Genomic DNA, 14,043 nt, shown 5'->3' with positions numbered 1-14,043 from the left:
AAACTGTCGCCTGGCCGACCTGTCGTTCTCCATAAACGGCTACGCCCGGACGAGCCGGGCGAGTTGTCGCGGGTAACGACCCGACGTCAGCCGGTGTTGCGCAAACCGGCGGCGATCCCGGCTACAGACACCAGCAATGCCTGTTCCACGGGGCTGCCTTGGGCAACGTCCTGCTGCCGCGACCGTGCCAGCAGTTCGGCTTGCAACAGGTGCAAGGGGTCGAGGTAAGTGTTGCGCAGGCGAATGAATTCCAAGGTATCTGGGCTATGTGCCAGTAGCTGCGACTGGCCGGTCAACCCCAGGACCACCGAGCAGGCCTGCGACAATAGGTCGCGTAAATGCTCGCCCAACGGCAGCAATGCCGGTTCCACCAGACGCTCATCGTAAGACTGGGCAATATCGGCGTCGGCCTTGGCCAGCACCATCTCCAGCATGTCGATGCGGGTGCGGAAGAACGGCCACTGTTCGCGCATCTGCCCCAGCAATTCACCCTCGCCGCGCTCCAGCGCCTTGCCCAGGGCGGTTTCCCAACCGAGCCAGGCTGGCAGCATCAGGCGGGTCTGGGTCCAGCCGAAGATCCACGGAATCGCCCGCAAGCTCTCGATCCCCCCGGCGCGACGCTTGGCCGGACGGCTGCCCAAGGGCAGACGACCCAACTCCTGCTCCGGCGTGGACTGGCGAAAATACTCGACGAATTGTGGATTTTCCCGCACCACCGCGCGGTAGGCACTGACACCGTCAGCGGCCAATTCGTCCATCAAATGGCGCCATTCTGGCGTGGGCGGCGGCGGTGGCAGCAGGGTCGCTTCCAGCACCGCGGCGAGATAAAGGTTGAGGTTCTGTTCGGCGATGTCCGGCAGGCCGAATTTGAAACGAATCATTTCGCCTTGCTCAGTGGTGCGGAACCGCCCCGCCACCGAACCTGGCGGCTGCGACAGGATCGCCGCGTGCGCCGGGCCACCGCCACGGCCTACCGTACCCCCGCGACCATGAAACAACAGCAGTTCGACTTGCTGCTCGCGGCAGATGTCCACGAGTCGCTCCTGCGCTCGATACTGTGCCCAGGCCGCCGCCGTGGTCCCGGCGTCCTTGGCTGAATCGGAATAGCCGATCATCACCTCCTGGGGTCCTTGCAGGCGCGAGCGATAACCCGGCAACGCCAGCAGGCGCTCCATGACCAGCCCAGCGTTGTCCAGGTCGGCGAGGGTTTCGAACAGCGGCACCACCCGCATCGGCCGCAACACGCCGGCTTCCTTGAGCAGCAATTGCACTGCCAGCACATCGGAAGCGGCACCGGCCATGGAGATCACGTAGGAACCCAGGGACGCCGCCGGCGCCGCCGCGACTTCCCGACAGGTCGCCAGGACCTCACCAGTGTCGGCGGACGGTTTGAAATGCGGCGGCAACAACGGACGTCGGTTATTCAGCTCATCCAGCAGAAAACGGATGCGCTGCTCTTCGTCCCAGTCTTCATAGCGTCCAAGCCCGAGGTAATCGGTGATCTCGGTCATGGCCATCGTGTGGCGCGTCGAATCCTGGCGCACATCGAGGCGCACGAGGAACAGCCCGAAGGTCACCGCGCGGCGCAGGCAATCGAGCAGCGGCCCGTCGGCAATCACCCCCATGCCGCACTCGTGCAGGGACTGATAGCACAACTCCAGCGGATCGAGCAGTTCGCGGTTGTCCTGCAACACTTCGGAAGAGGCCGGCGTAGTGGCTTTCAAGGAGGCCTGGGCCCAGTTGCGGGTGGCCCGCAGGCGTTCACGCAATTGCTTGAGTACCGCGCGATAGGGTTCGGCGCTGTCACCGGCCTGGGCGCGCAAGGCCTCGCTGGCCTTTTGCATGGAGAGGTCGGCCGCCAGGTGATCGACATCGCGCAGATAAAGGTCCGCCGCCATCCAACGCGCCAGCAACAGCACTTCGCGTGTGACCGCGGCGGTGACGTTCGGGTTGCCATCCCGGTCGCCGCCCATCCAGGAGGCAAAGCGGATCGGCGCGGCTTCCAGCGGCAAGCGCAGCCCGGTGGCGGCGTGCAGGGCCTGGTCGGCCTTGCGCAGGTAATTGGGGATGGCCTGCCACAGCGAATGCTCGATCACCGCAAAGCCCCACTTGGCCTCGTCCACGGGCGTGGGCCGGGTGCGGCGGATTTCTTCGGTGTGCCAGGCTTCGGCGATCAATCTTTGCAAGCGCTCATGGATCTGCGCGCGCTCGGCACTGGTGAGGTCACGGTGATCCTGGGCCGCCAGTTGCGCGGCGATGGCGTCGTATTTCTGGATCAGCGTACGCCGGGCGACTTCCGTGGGGTGGGCGGTGAGGACCAACTCGATATCGAGCCGGCCCAACTGCCGGGCCAGCGATTCGGCGCTGTGGCCTTCGGCGCGCAAGCGTGCCAGCAACTCGGGCAACACTCGCGCTTCAAACGGCGCAGGCTTGGATTCTTCGCGCCGATGAATCAATTGGTATTGCTCAGCGATGTTGGCCAGGTTCAAGAACTGGTTGAACGCTCGCGCGACCGGCAGCAATTCCTCCTCGCTCAACTGATTGAGGCTGGCGCTCAGTTCGGCGTCCATGGAACCACGTCGGTCCGCCTTGGCGCCTTTGCGGATCTGCTCGATCTTGTCGAGAAAGGTGTCCCCGTACTGGTCGCGAATGGTGTTGCCCAGCAACTCGCCGAGCAGGTGGACATCCTCGCGCAGGCGGGCATCGATATCGGTCATCAGCAGTTCTCCAGCAAAAGGTCCGGACAGCTTTGTAGGAGAGAGTGCCGATGCTGATCGTTTATGACAAGCGACGAAGGGACATTAAACCTTGTCGGACAAAGCTAGTCTCAAGATAAGCCACACAACGGCTTGTCACTGTCGCGCCTGCCATAAGCAGGGCTATTGAGGTCATCATGAAAATCCGTGAGCTTGCCCAGCATTGGGAAGAAAATGCCAAGGGTCGCCTGACCCAGACCGGCTACACGATTCATCTCGATGTAGAGGCCGCTGCGCGCCTGGCGGCCATCTGCGACATGTACCCCAAACGTCAGCCCGAAGAACTGCTCGGGGAGCTGATCGGCGCCGCGTTGGAAGAGCTGGAAGCCAGCTTCCCCTACGTCAAGGGATCGCAAGTCGTATCGACCGATGAGGAAGGTGATCCGCTGTATGAAGACGTGGGCCCGACGCCACGTTTTCTCGCGCTGTCACGCCGTCATCTGCGCGAACTTTCCTCCCACAGCGACAAATCCAAACACTGATTGCCGCCCTTTCCAGCGTGCGAAATTCCAGCGCGGAGCCTGTCCCAGTCGCGTTGGAATACCGCTGCCCGCCTTGAAAGTTCAGCTTTTTGGCGCTTGACCAATCAGTCAGTATTTCTTTTGGCGAATGGCCATCCTTGCCTGAACTTTTGAAAAACGCCTCGGGTCACACCGAATAACCATACTGGAACGGCCGTTTAAAAAAACGCGCCCTGGCGCCAGCGCCAAAACAGACGTCACGGCTTCGGTCCCAGCATGGAATGGTGTTTTTTTCAGGAGTTTTCCAATGGAGTTGAAGCCTATGAATACCTGCACTGCCAAACCCTCATCCACTGGCCTGCGCGGCCTGAAGTTGGCTGCCCTGGCTATCGGTAGCAGCTTCATTCTGGCCGGTTGTGCCGGCAACCCACCTTCGGAGCAATACGCGGTCACGCAATCTGCGGTCAACAGCGCCGTCAGCGCTGGCGGCACCGAGTTTGCCGCCGTGGAAATGAAATCGGCCCAGGACAAGCTCAAGCAGGCCGAGATCGCCATGCACGACGAGAATTACGAAGAGGCCAAGCGTCTGGCCGAACAGGCCGAATGGGATGCCCGCGTCGCCGAGCGCAAGGCCCAGGCCGCCAAGGCCGAACAGGCCCTCAAGGATTCCCAGAAAGGGGTTCAGGAACTGCGTCAGGAAGGCATGAACAAGGTCCAGTGACCCGGTTCGAGCCACGACGCACTTCTCATTGATAAAAGGACGACAGACTATGACGCACAAACATTTCATGATGCCCGCCCTGCTTGCCGCCTGCGTAGCCCTGGCCGCTTGCTCCCACGATCCGAACGCGAACCTGGAACAGGCGCGCACCAACTACAACGGCTTGCAGGCCGACCCGGCGGCCACCAAGGTCGCGGCCCTGGAAACCAAGGACGCTGCCGATTTTCTCGCCAAGGCCGACAAGGCCTACATGGATAACGAGGACGAAGCCAAGGTCGACCAACTGGCCTACCTGACCAACCAGCGTGTCGAAGTGGCCAAGCAGACCATTGCCCTGCGCAACGCCGAAGCCGAGCTGAAAAACGCCGGTGACGAACGCGCCCGCGCACTGCTGGAAGCCCGCAACGCGCAGATCAAGCAGTTGAAGGACAGCCTCAACGCCAAGCAGACCGAGCGCGGTACGCTGGTGACCTTCGGCGACGTGCTGTTTGCCACCAACAAGTCGGACTTGCGTACCAGCGGCATGACTAACGTGAGCAAACTGGCGCAGTTCCTCCAGGAAAACCCGGATCGCAAGGTGATCATCGAAGGCTACACCGACAGCACCGGTTCGGACTCCTACAACCAATCGCTGTCCGAACGCCGCGCCAGCTCCGTGCGCACCGCCCTGGTGAAAATGGGCGTCGACCCGGCCCGCATCGTGACACAGGGCTACGGCAAGGAATTCCCGGTCGCCGACAACACCAGCGTCTCGGGCCGCGCCATGAACCGTCGCGTGGAGGTCACCATCTCCAACGACAACCAGCCCGTCGCCCCGCGTTCGACCATGAGCGCCAACTGATCGGTTGACTGCAACTCAAAAGCCCCGCCTGACTTCAATCAGGCGGGGCTTTTTTATGATCAAATTTATTTGGCTGCACACGATCCTTGTGGGAGCGAGCTTGCTCGCGATAGGGGAGTGTCAGGCACTATCAATGCTGCTGAACCACCGCTATCGCGAGCAAGCTCGCTCCCACAGGGGTCTCGCTTAAGGCTGAAGTTTTTGTGGGGTCTCCTGCCCCATGCAGCGCACCGCGCGCTTCTTCTCGTTGATCAGCACACCGGTCAGGCCTTTCTGTTCGGTGTCGAACAACACCAGCACGCCATCGATGCACTGGGCCACTTGCGGCGCCGGCTCCAGGGAAACCTTGTAGTCCTCCCCCGGAACGGTCTTGAGCATGGTGAACTCGTTGAGCAGCAACGCATCCTCGGGCTTGGCGAAATGCAGGTAGCCGTAGTACCAGAGCGCCGCGACGGTGCCGAGGATGCTGCAGATTCCTGTGATTATCAGGGGGATGGCGTTACGTTCTTCGCTCATTGCGGATTCTCAGGTGATTCAACGGGTGATTTCGGGTAATTCGGAATTTCGCCCAGGCGGCGCAGGCCGTCAAAGTGCCGGGGGTCGTCGAGGTAGCGCAGCATCACGGTTCGCCAGGTTGGGTCGGCGAAGGTCTGCACATGCCCGCCACGGGTCAGTTGCAGCACCCGTGGCGGCGGCGCAGCTTGATACAAGCGGATGCCGTTGGAAAGGGGCACGATCGGATCGTCGAGGCTGTGGTAGATCAGTTTCGGTACGCCGTTCAATTGCGCAATCGAGCCGATGGCGCTGTCGCCGTCCGGCACCAGCCACGACAGCGGCACCTGGAGTGGCCAGGTCAGCCATGAGGTGCCAAGAGCGAAACGCCCTACATCACGATAACTGGCGGGCACGCCGTCGAGCACCAAGGCCTTGAGCTGCTGCTGGCGCTGCGGGTGCTCGACCAGGTAATGCACCGCCAGCGCGCCACCGAGACTCTGGCCGAGCAGCACCAACGGCTTGCCCCGCACTTCCGGCGCCTGGTCGAGCCAATTGAACGCGGCGTCGAGGTCCTGGTAGATCGCCGGCAGGCTCGGCTCGCCTTCGGAAACGCCATAGCCACGGTAATCGACCATCAACACCTGATAGCCCTGCTCCGGCAACCACCAGCTCCCGCCAAGGTGCCAGGCCAGGTTGCCACCATTGCCGTGAAGATGCAGCACCGTGCCCTTGACCTTTACACCCGGCTTCACCGGCAGCCACCAACCCCGCAGCTTCAGCCCATCGGCGGTGGTCAGGGTGACATCGCGGTATTCAAGGTTGGCCCGCTTGGGGGTAAACGGCAGCCCGCGTTCGGGGTAGAACAACAGGGAGCTGCAACCGGTCAGGGTCAACAGCAGGCACATGATGCCGAGGGTTCGCATCCGGTGAAGCCTCGCTAAAACTCAGGTTGAAACACGGTCCCCTGTGGGAGCGAGCTTGCTCGCGATAGAGGTATGTCAGTCACAGCTGTATTGACTGTCCTGTCGCTATCGCGAGCAAGCTCGCTCCCACAGGGATTGTTGGTGTGGTTAAAGGATATTGGAATAATCCGCTTCGATCCGGTCCAGGCTCAGGTGGTTCAAGAAGTTGGAGAAGCACATCCAGGCCGACAGCGCGTTCATGTCGCGAAATTGGTCGGGCAGGTACTTGGGCGGTACGACCAGGCCTTCATCCACCAACTGGCGCAACGTGCGCATGTCCTCCAGGGTGGTCTTGCCGCAGAACAGCAACGGAACCTGCTCCAGCTTGCCTTTGCGCACGGCCAGCTGAATATAGTTGTAAACCATGATGAAGCCCTTGAGGTAGGACAAGTCTTTGGTAAATGGCAGACCGGTCGGCACCGAACCACGGAAAACCCGACTGGCGTTGCCGTAGCTTTCGGCCATTTCAAAGCCCTGTTCACGGAAGAACTCGTAGACCTGCAGGAAATCGGCGCCCTCTTCCACCATATGAATGGCACGAGTGCGGTTGGTGAGTTTGCGCAAGCGACTCGGGTAAGACGCGAAGGTGATGATCTCCATCAGGATCGCCAGGCCTTCCTGGGTCACTGTCGACGAGGGCGGGCCCTTGGACAGGAAGGTGCAGATCGGCTGGTTCAGGCCGTTGAGGGTGGTGCCGACGTGCACCAGCCCTTCATGGACCTCCAGGGCGCGTACATCGCGCTCGTTGAACATCGCGTCGGTGCGGATCTTGATGTAGTCGGCGCCCGCCGCCGCGTCGGCCACGATCCCGTCGGACTCGAACACGCGGATGGTTTCCTCGGCTTCGCCGAACACCCGGTTGAGGCGATGCTGCAACAGGCTCACGGCTTCCTTGGCGCTGAGGACCTTGGGCTCGTCCTTCAGGTCGCCACGGCCATCGATGTTGTTCAGGTAATCGGACAGCATCAGCCCCAGGTCGGCCAGGGTCGGGTCACCGGCGTGGAAGGCGTCGGACGCCGCGCCATACAGCTCCTGGGAAATCAGCCCGAAGTCCTCGGTGCCGCGCGCTTCGAGCATGCGCACCACCATGCGGTATTCCTTGCACATGCGGCGCATGATCTGGCCAACCGGGTTGAACTGCCCGAGTTGGCGGGTGATGTCGCGCTCGATGTTCTGAAACTCCAGCTTCACTTTGCTGGAATCGAACGACAGCGGTCGGTTGAGGTAATAGTCGCGGTCCACGGTGGGCATTTCCTTGCCCTTGGTCTTGAGAAACCCTTTGCGGATGTTCTCGTCCCACTTCACCGCGTCGAGGATTCGAATCGGCGTCTGCGCCAGCACAATGCGATCGGACAAGGTGCGTATCGTCTGCTGGTAATCGTCCACCCGGAACTCCTGTGAAAAAAACGTCCACTTGTAGCAGTTATTGGGATTTGGCCAGTCGCTGATAGCGCACGGCTTCCGAGAACACGTCGGAATTGGCTGGGTCGTCGAGGTAGCTGAACACCTTGACCATGTCGCTGTCCACCAGCACGCCATCGCCCTCTTCGCTTGGGTTCGGCTGGCCACTGAGGAGCTTCTGGCCGATGGCCTGGTTGATCTGTTCCATGTCCAGGTTGTAGACCACCAGTTCCTGTTTGTCGGTCAGTTCGAAACCGGCAATGACAAAATGTCCGCCATAGCGGGCCGGCACCTTGGCCGACAGGTACCAGCGGCTGCCGTGTCGGGAGACCGTCACGGGAATGGCTTCGCGCTCTCGGGGCTTGGCCCTGAAGTAGCTGATGGCCTGGTAGCGGTGCTTGCCGACTTGCGTCAGCTCCAGGTTCAACGGCTCGCCCCAGGCGTTGGTGCTGGTCCATTGGCCGAGCAGGCCCTTGGGCGCGGCTTCGCTGTCGGGCAACGGCGCCTTGAACGACACCAGGCACCCACTGAGCAGCAGCAACGACACGGCCAGAACAACGGCATGCCAGGCTTTCATTGGAACTCCCTATGGCTTCAGCGCTTTGTCTTGTGGCGAGGGAGCTTGCTCCCTCGCCACGGGGGACCTGTTGTACCCCAATAAGGGCTACACCGACGCCAGTACCAGGTGCATGTAGCGGGTCAGGATGCCGAGCATGTCTTCTTCAGCGACAGGCTCGGCGCCATTGAGCAAGCCCTGATATTCCATCCGACCGATAATCGCCGTCAACACTTTGGCATCCTGTTGCGGCTCGCGCGAGCCCAACACCTGGAAAAACTGACAGGTGCCATGGAGCAGGATTCGTTGATGAGAACGAACCAGTTCCGCCAGGCGTGGGTTGAGCAGCGCTTCCTGGCGAAAGGCCTGTTCGGCCATCAAATAGTCGCGACGACTCTGCAACTGATGCTGCACATAATCAGCGGTCATCCGCGCAATGTCGTCGGCCAATTGCGAGCGCGACTCGGCGCTGCCGTCCCCGTAGGCGACCATTTCACGCAGCAGCCCCTCGTTGTTGGTCCACAGCTTGGCCATGAACGCCGCGCTGCGCTCCACGTACTGGGCGAACGTATCGGTGAGCAGGTCGTCGATGTCCTTGAAGTAGTAAGTGGTGGCCGACAGCGGCACGCCCGCTTCGGCGGCCACCGCGCGGTGTCGCACGGCCCGCACGCCATCGCGCACGACGATGCGCATGGCCGCGTCGAGAATGTCCTGGCGGCGCTGTTCACTGCCCTGTCGGCTGGCCTTGCGACCCTGGTACTGAACACTTTCAGCGACAGCAGTGGCGACGCCCGCTGCACCTTCTGGAGCCATTGCACGATTCACGACAGGTGTTTCCTCGCTATTTCAGAAGTAACCAATTGATACGTTTGTACCAGACAGGCAATAAAAAGCCGCCCATCGAGGCGGCTTTTTGATTCAGACCATTACGCTTGGGGCCGCATGTGCGGGAAGAGGATCACATCCCGGATCGACGGCGAGTTGGTCAGCAACATCACCAGGCGATCGATGCCGATGCCTTCACCTGCGGTCGGCGGCATGCCGTACTCCAAGGCGCGGACGAAGTCGGCGTCGTAGTGCATGGCTTCGTCGTCGCCCGCGTCCTTGTCGGCTACCTGGGCCATGAAGCGCTCGGCCTGGTCTTCCGCGTCATTGAGCTCGGAATAGGCGTTGGCGATTTCCCGGCCACCGATGAACAGCTCGAAGCGGTCGGTCACGCTTGGGTCTTCGTCGTTGCGACGGGCCAGCGGCGACACTTCGAACGGGTACTGGGTGATGAAGTGCGGCTGCTCCAGCTTGTGCTCCACCAGCTCTTCGAAAATCATCACCTGCAGCTTGCCCAGGCCTTCGAAGCCGAGCACCTTGGCGCCGGCCTTCTTGGCGATGGCACGGGCCTTGTCGATGTCCTGCAGATCGGCGGCGGTGATCTCAGGGTTGTACTTGAGGATCGAATCGAACACCGACAGGCGCACGAACGGCTCGCCGAAGTGGAACACTTTGTCGCCGTATGGCACATCGGTGCTGCCCAGGACCAACTGCGCCAGTTCGCGGAACAGTTCTTCGGTCAGGTCCATGTTGTCTTCGTAGTCAGCATAGGCCTGGTAGAACTCGAGCATGGTGAACTCGGGGTTATGCCGGGTCGAAACGCCTTCGTTACGGAAGTTGCGGTTGATCTCGAACACTTTCTCGAAGCCGCCGACCACCAGGCGCTTGAGGTACAGCTCCGGGGCGATACGCAGGAACATTTCCATGTCCAGGGCGTTATGGTGGGTTTCGAACGGCTTGGCCGCCGCGCCGCCAGGGATGGTCTGGAGCATCGGCGTCTCGACTTCCAGGAAGTCACGCTTCATCAGGAAGCTGCGGATGTGGGCGATGACTTGCGAACGCACGCGGAAGGTCTGGCGCACGTCTTCGTTGACGATCAGGTCGACGTAGCGCTGGCGGTAACGTTGCTCGGTGTCGGTCAGGCCGTGGTGCTTGTCCGGCAGCGGGCGCAAGGACTTGGTCAGCAGGCGCACGCTGGTCATTTCGACGTACAGGTCGCCCTTGCCGGAGCGGGCCAGGGTGCCTTCGGCGGCGATGATGTCGCCCAGGTCCCAGGTCTTGACGGCGGCCAGGGTTTCTTCCGGCAGGGTCTTGCGGTTGACGTAGACCTGAATGCGGCCGGTCATGTCCTGGATCACCATGAACGAACCACGGTTGAGCATGATGCGACCGGCAACCTTGACCGCAATCGCCGCCTCGGCCAGCTCTTCCTTGGTCTTGTCTGCGTACTTCTTCTGCAGGACGTCGCAATACGCGTCGCGGCGGAAGTCGTTGGGGAAGGCCTGGCCCTTCTCGCGCTCGGCAGCAAGCTTTTCCTTGCGCAGGGCGATCAGGGAGTTTTCTTCCTGTTGCAGGGCTTGCGGGTCGAGTTCTAGGTCGCTCATGTCTTTAAGGATTCCATCACAGGTTCGTTGCCCCCGGCCCCGGGCCGGAGTTTGCGGGCAGGCCTCGCTTGCGTGCAAGCGTGCCTGCCCACCGCGTGGGTGTCGCGTTACAGCCCTTGCTTGAGGCTGGCGATCAGGTATTCATCGATGTCGCCATCAAGCACTTTGTCGCAGTCGCTGCGTTCGATGCTGGTACGCAAGTCCTTGATCCGCGAGGCGTCGAGCACGTACGAACGGATCTGGTGACCCCAGCCGATGTCGGACTTGGTGTCTTCCAGTGCCTGGGACGCGGCGTTGCGCTTCTGCACTTCCTGCTCGTACAAGCGGGCCCGCAACATCTTCATCGCGGTGTCTTTGTTGGCGTGCTGGGAACGTTCGTTCTGGCAACTCACCACCGTGTTGGTCGGTACGTGGGTAATCCGCACGGCCGAGTCAGTGGTGTTTACGTGCTGGCCACCGGCACCGGAGGAGCGGTAGGTGTCGATGCGCAGGTCGGCCGGGTTGATCTCGATTTCGATGTTGTCATCGATTTCCGGAGAGACGAATACCGCCGAGAACGAGGTGTGGCGCCGGTTGCCGGAGTCGAACGGGCTCTTGCGTACCAGGCGGTGCACGCCGATCTCGGTCCGCAGCCAACCAAAGGCGTATTCGCCCTTGATGTGCACGGTGGCGCCCTTGATCCCGGCGACTTCGCCGGCGGACAGTTCCATGATCGTGGCGTCGAAACCGCGTTTGTCAGCCCAGCGCAGGTACATGCGCAGCAGGATGTTGGCCCAGTCCTGGGCTTCGGTGCCGCCGGAACCGGCCTGGATGTCCAGGTAGGCGTTGTTCATGTCCATCTCGCCGCTGAACATGCGACGGAATTCCAGCTTGGCGAGGTTCTCGTCCAGGCGAGTCAGTTCGGCGACGACATCGCCGACCGCGCCTTCGTCGTTCTCTTCGACAGCCATGTCCAGCAGGTCGCGACAATCGGCCAGGCCACTTGACAATTCGTCCAGGGTCTCGACGATCTGCGCCAGCGCAGAACGCTCGCGGCCCAGTTCCTGGGCGTAGGAAGGGTTGTTCCAGACATTCGGATCTTCAAGCTCGCGATTGACTTCGGTCAGGCGCTCATGCTTTTGATCGTAGTCAAAGATACCCCCGAATAGTTTCGGAGCGCTCGGACAGGTCCTTGATAGTGTTCAGGATCGGGTTGATTTCCATGGCGGGCAGCACTCGTTGGCGAACTTTTGAAAGCCGGCGAGTATAACGTAATCAAACGCCAGCGGCAGCCCGCCCGGCGGCTTTAGGGGCAATGAGATTCCGCGTACGCCCCCTGTGGCGAGGGAGCTTGCTCCCGCTGGCGCGCGCAGCGCCCCTGAAACCAGTTGGCTCGGTGTGTCAGGTTGACCGAGGGAGCCATTTTAGGGCTGCTGCGCAACCCAGCGCGATCAAGCTCCCTCGCCACGAAAAGCATCTTTCCCCCGCAAACCTATTTAACCCCCCACCCGATTGCCGGCCGGAAGGTCGGAGGATCAGCAGCGACGGCTGGGACTGATCCCGCAGCAACCTCCACAGGTATAGTTTCAACTCTTCCAATTACTCTACGAGCAGATCAGGCAGCCGCCTGGCGCACCTGCTTTTCCAGTTCCGCCTTCAACCCCGGCTCCAGCTTCAACTGCCGCGCCAGTTCGTCGAGGTAGGATTTTTCCATGAAATTCTCTTCGTCCACCAACATCACACTGGCGATGTACATCTCTGCGGCGATTTCCGGCGTGCTTGCGGCACGTGCCACGTCGGTGGGGTCCAGCGGTTTGTTGAGCTCGGCATGCAGCCAGTGTTGAAGCTCCTGGTCATTATCGAGCTTGGTGAATTCGCCTTCGATCAACTGCCGCTCGCGGTCATCCACATGGCCGTCAGCCTTGGCCGCCGCGACCAGAGCCTTGAGGATCGCCTGGCTGTGTTGCTCGACTTGCGCCGCCGGCACGCGGTCCAGAGTCTGCGGCTCGGTTTTCGGCGCGTTGCCCTGTTGGGCCTGCCAATTGCCGTAAGCCTTGTAGGCAATCACGCCCAGGGCAGCCAGGCCACCATAAGCCAGCGCCTTGCCACCAAAATTGCGGGCTTTCTTGTTGCCCAGCAGCATGCCCATGGCGCTCGCCGCCAGCGCCCCGCCCCCCGCGCCGGACAGCATGCCGCCCAGGTTGCCGGAGCCGCCGAGCAAACCGCCCAGGCCGCTGGATGGCTTGCCTTGCGAACCGCCGCCCTTGTTCTGCAACATTTCCTGACCGGACTTGAGTAACTGATCGAGCAATCCACGGGTGTTCATTTGCCGCCTCCACGCATTCGGGTTAACCGGATCATAAGGCCCTCAGCCTAGAACGAAAGTGCCCTACTACCCTTGGTCACATTGCTTCGAGATGTTGCCTGGGCAACCAGAGTCTCGCCGGCGCTATTCGATAAAAACGATATACACTTCAAGGCCTCGATAAATCCGATCTCAGGATGTGCGTCATGATGACCCTGCGCCAGATCCGTCATTTCATCGCGGTGGCCGAGACCGGCTCGATCTCCGCCGCCGCGCAGACCGCATTCATCTCCCAATCGACCTTGACCCTGGCAATCCAGCAACTGGAAGAGGAAATCGGCGTCAGCCTGTTCAACCGCCACGCGAAAGGCATGACGCTGACCCACCAGGGACACCAGTTCCTGCGCCAGGCCCATCTGATTCTCGCCACGGTCGATAACGCCAAGCGTAGCCTGCAGCAAAGCACCGACCAGGTGGCCGGCCAGATCACCATCGGCGTGACCAGCCTGGTCGCCGGTTACTACCTGGCGGATCTCCTGACCCGTTTCCAGCGCGCCTACCCCAATGTGGCAATCCGGGTTATGGAGGACGAACGTCCCTACATCGAACATCTGTTGGTCAGCGGCGAGATCGATGTCGGCGTGCTGATCCTCTCCAACCTGGAAGACCGCCACGCCCTGCAGACCGAAGTGCTGACCCACTCACCCCATCGCTTGTGGTTGCCGGCACAGCATCCGCTGCTTGAAAACGACAGCATCCACCTGGCGGATGTCGCCCGGGAACAACTGATCCAATTGAACGTCGATGAAATGGACCGCAACGCGCAACGCCTCTGGCGCGGCGCCGGCCTGCAACCGCAAATCACCCTGCGCACAGCCTCGACCGAAGCGGTACGCAGCCTGGTGGCGGCCGGCCTGGGTGTTTCGATCCAACCGGACATGACCTACCGCCCCTGGTCGCTGGAAGGCGACATCATCGAGGCGCGCCCCATCGCCGACCTCAACCAGACGCTGGATGTCGGGCTGGCCTGGCGCCGGGGAACTGCACGCCCGGCCTCGGTCGACCCGTTCCTGGCGGTCGCTCGGGAACAATCCCATGGCGGACGCAAGCCATCGATTTAATCGAACGCAGCGTTGA

13 protein-coding genes are annotated in these 14,043 nt (G+C 61.5%); 4 read left to right on the top strand and 9 right to left on the bottom strand.

Annotated features, from left to right (window positions below; all coding sequences use genetic code 11):
• Positions 1-86: 86 nt before the first annotated feature.
• Positions 87-2,717, bottom strand: a complete 2,631-nt coding sequence (gene ppc / locus M1D68_RS05320) for a phosphoenolpyruvate carboxylase (protein WP_457969544.1) — start codon at positions 2,715-2,717, stop codon at positions 87-89.
• Between the two features lie 176 nt (positions 2,718-2,893).
• Between ppc and M1D68_RS05315 the strand changes: the two genes are divergently transcribed.
• The 3 genes from M1D68_RS05315 (at position 2,894) to M1D68_RS05305 (ending at position 4,779) form a co-directional block, all read left to right on the top strand.
• Positions 2,894-3,238, top strand: a complete 345-nt coding sequence (locus tag M1D68_RS05315; RefSeq protein WP_420764210.1) for a pilin assembly protein — start codon at positions 2,894-2,896, stop codon at positions 3,236-3,238.
• A 286-nt stretch (positions 3,239-3,524) separates the two neighbouring features.
• A complete protein-coding gene (locus tag M1D68_RS05310; RefSeq protein WP_014336761.1) occupies positions 3,525-3,938 on the top strand; it encodes a DUF4398 domain-containing protein in 414 nt (137 codons plus the stop codon).
• Positions 3,939-3,987: 49 nt separating this feature from the next.
• Positions 3,988-4,779 carry an OmpA family protein gene (locus M1D68_RS05305; protein ID WP_457969541.1) on the top strand — a complete coding sequence of 264 codons (792 nt, stop codon included), beginning with the start codon at positions 3,988-3,990 and terminating at the stop codon, positions 4,777-4,779.
• Between the two features lie 186 nt (positions 4,780-4,965).
• On the opposite strand, the gene M1D68_RS05300 is transcribed toward M1D68_RS05305, so the two are convergent.
• The 8 genes from M1D68_RS05300 to M1D68_RS05265 form a co-directional block, all read right to left on the bottom strand.
• The gene (locus M1D68_RS05300) at positions 4,966-5,295 is read right to left on the bottom strand and encodes a hypothetical protein (protein ID WP_420764208.1); all 330 of its coding nucleotides are present in this window, start codon (positions 5,293-5,295) and stop codon (positions 4,966-4,968) included.
• Positions 5,292-6,197 (bottom strand): alpha/beta hydrolase, encoded by a 906-nt coding sequence (locus M1D68_RS05295; protein WP_457969539.1) that lies wholly within the window; start codon positions 6,195-6,197, stop codon positions 5,292-5,294. The genes M1D68_RS05300 and M1D68_RS05295 overlap by 4 nt, the downstream gene beginning before the upstream one ends.
• A gap of 147 nt (positions 6,198-6,344) precedes the next feature.
• Positions 6,345-7,622, bottom strand: coding sequence for a flavohemoglobin expression-modulating QEGLA motif protein (locus M1D68_RS05290; protein ID WP_434562497.1), 1,278 nt, complete (start codon positions 7,620-7,622; stop codon positions 6,345-6,347).
• A 37-nt stretch (positions 7,623-7,659) separates the two neighbouring features.
• Positions 7,660-8,214 carry a hypothetical protein gene (locus tag M1D68_RS05285; RefSeq protein ID WP_434562495.1) on the bottom strand — a complete coding sequence of 185 codons (555 nt, stop codon included), beginning with the start codon at positions 8,212-8,214 and terminating at the stop codon, positions 7,660-7,662.
• 87 nt (positions 8,215-8,301) lie between these two features.
• A complete protein-coding gene (locus M1D68_RS05280) occupies positions 8,302-9,018 on the bottom strand; it encodes a TetR/AcrR family transcriptional regulator (RefSeq protein ID WP_420764204.1) in 717 nt (238 codons plus the stop codon).
• Between the two features lie 101 nt (positions 9,019-9,119).
• Complete coding sequence (lysS, locus tag M1D68_RS05275; RefSeq protein WP_420764203.1) at positions 9,120-10,622, bottom strand: lysine--tRNA ligase; 1,503 nt, start codon at positions 10,620-10,622, stop codon at positions 9,120-9,122.
• 107 nt (positions 10,623-10,729) lie between these two features.
• A protein-coding gene (gene prfB / locus M1D68_RS05270; RefSeq protein WP_095963568.1) for a peptide chain release factor 2 occupies positions 10,730-11,825 on the bottom strand; the annotation gives its coding sequence in 2 pieces (ribosomal slippage) (positions 10,730-11,752 and positions 11,754-11,825; 1,095 coding nt in all).
• Positions 11,826-12,216: 391 nt separating this feature from the next.
• Positions 12,217-12,927, bottom strand: coding sequence for a tellurite resistance TerB family protein (locus tag M1D68_RS05265; protein WP_434650084.1), 711 nt, complete (start codon positions 12,925-12,927; stop codon positions 12,217-12,219).
• Between the two features lie 185 nt (positions 12,928-13,112).
• Between M1D68_RS05265 and M1D68_RS05260 the strand changes: the two genes are divergently transcribed.
• Positions 13,113-14,027, top strand: a complete 915-nt coding sequence (locus M1D68_RS05260; protein WP_420764201.1) for a LysR family transcriptional regulator — start codon at positions 13,113-13,115, stop codon at positions 14,025-14,027.
• The last annotated feature ends 16 nt before the right edge of the window (positions 14,028-14,043 follow it).

The organism is Pseudomonas sp. R4-84, assembly GCF_054130985.1.
The sequence above is the reverse complement of the archived record's forward strand: the minus strand, read 5'-3'. Positions and strand labels throughout refer to the sequence as shown.

Bases quoted from the DNA above. Each gene is read 5' to 3' on its own strand.
- ppc (WP_457969544.1), bottom strand. From the start codon at position 2,717: ATGACCGATATCGATGCCCGCCTGCGCGAGGATGTCCACCTGCTCGGC.
- M1D68_RS05315 (WP_420764210.1), top strand. From the start codon at position 2,894: ATGAAAATCCGTGAGCTTGCCCAGCATTGGGAAGAAAATGCCAAGGGT.
- M1D68_RS05310 (WP_014336761.1), top strand. From the start codon at position 3,525: ATGGAGTTGAAGCCTATGAATACCTGCACTGCCAAACCCTCATCCACT.
- M1D68_RS05305 (WP_457969541.1), top strand. From the start codon at position 3,988: ATGACGCACAAACATTTCATGATGCCCGCCCTGCTTGCCGCCTGCGTA.
- M1D68_RS05300 (WP_420764208.1), bottom strand. From the start codon at position 5,295: ATGAGCGAAGAACGTAACGCCATCCCCCTGATAATCACAGGAATCTGC.
- M1D68_RS05295 (WP_457969539.1), bottom strand. From the start codon at position 6,197: ATGCGAACCCTCGGCATCATGTGCCTGCTGTTGACCCTGACCGGTTGC.
- M1D68_RS05285 (WP_434562495.1), bottom strand. From the start codon at position 8,214: ATGAAAGCCTGGCATGCCGTTGTTCTGGCCGTGTCGTTGCTGCTGCTC.
- lysS (WP_420764203.1), bottom strand. From the start codon at position 10,622: ATGAGCGACCTAGAACTCGACCCGCAAGCCCTGCAACAGGAAGAAAAC.
- M1D68_RS05265 (WP_434650084.1), bottom strand. From the start codon at position 12,927: ATGAACACCCGTGGATTGCTCGATCAGTTACTCAAGTCCGGTCAGGAA.
- M1D68_RS05260 (WP_420764201.1), top strand. From the start codon at position 13,113: ATGATGACCCTGCGCCAGATCCGTCATTTCATCGCGGTGGCCGAGACC.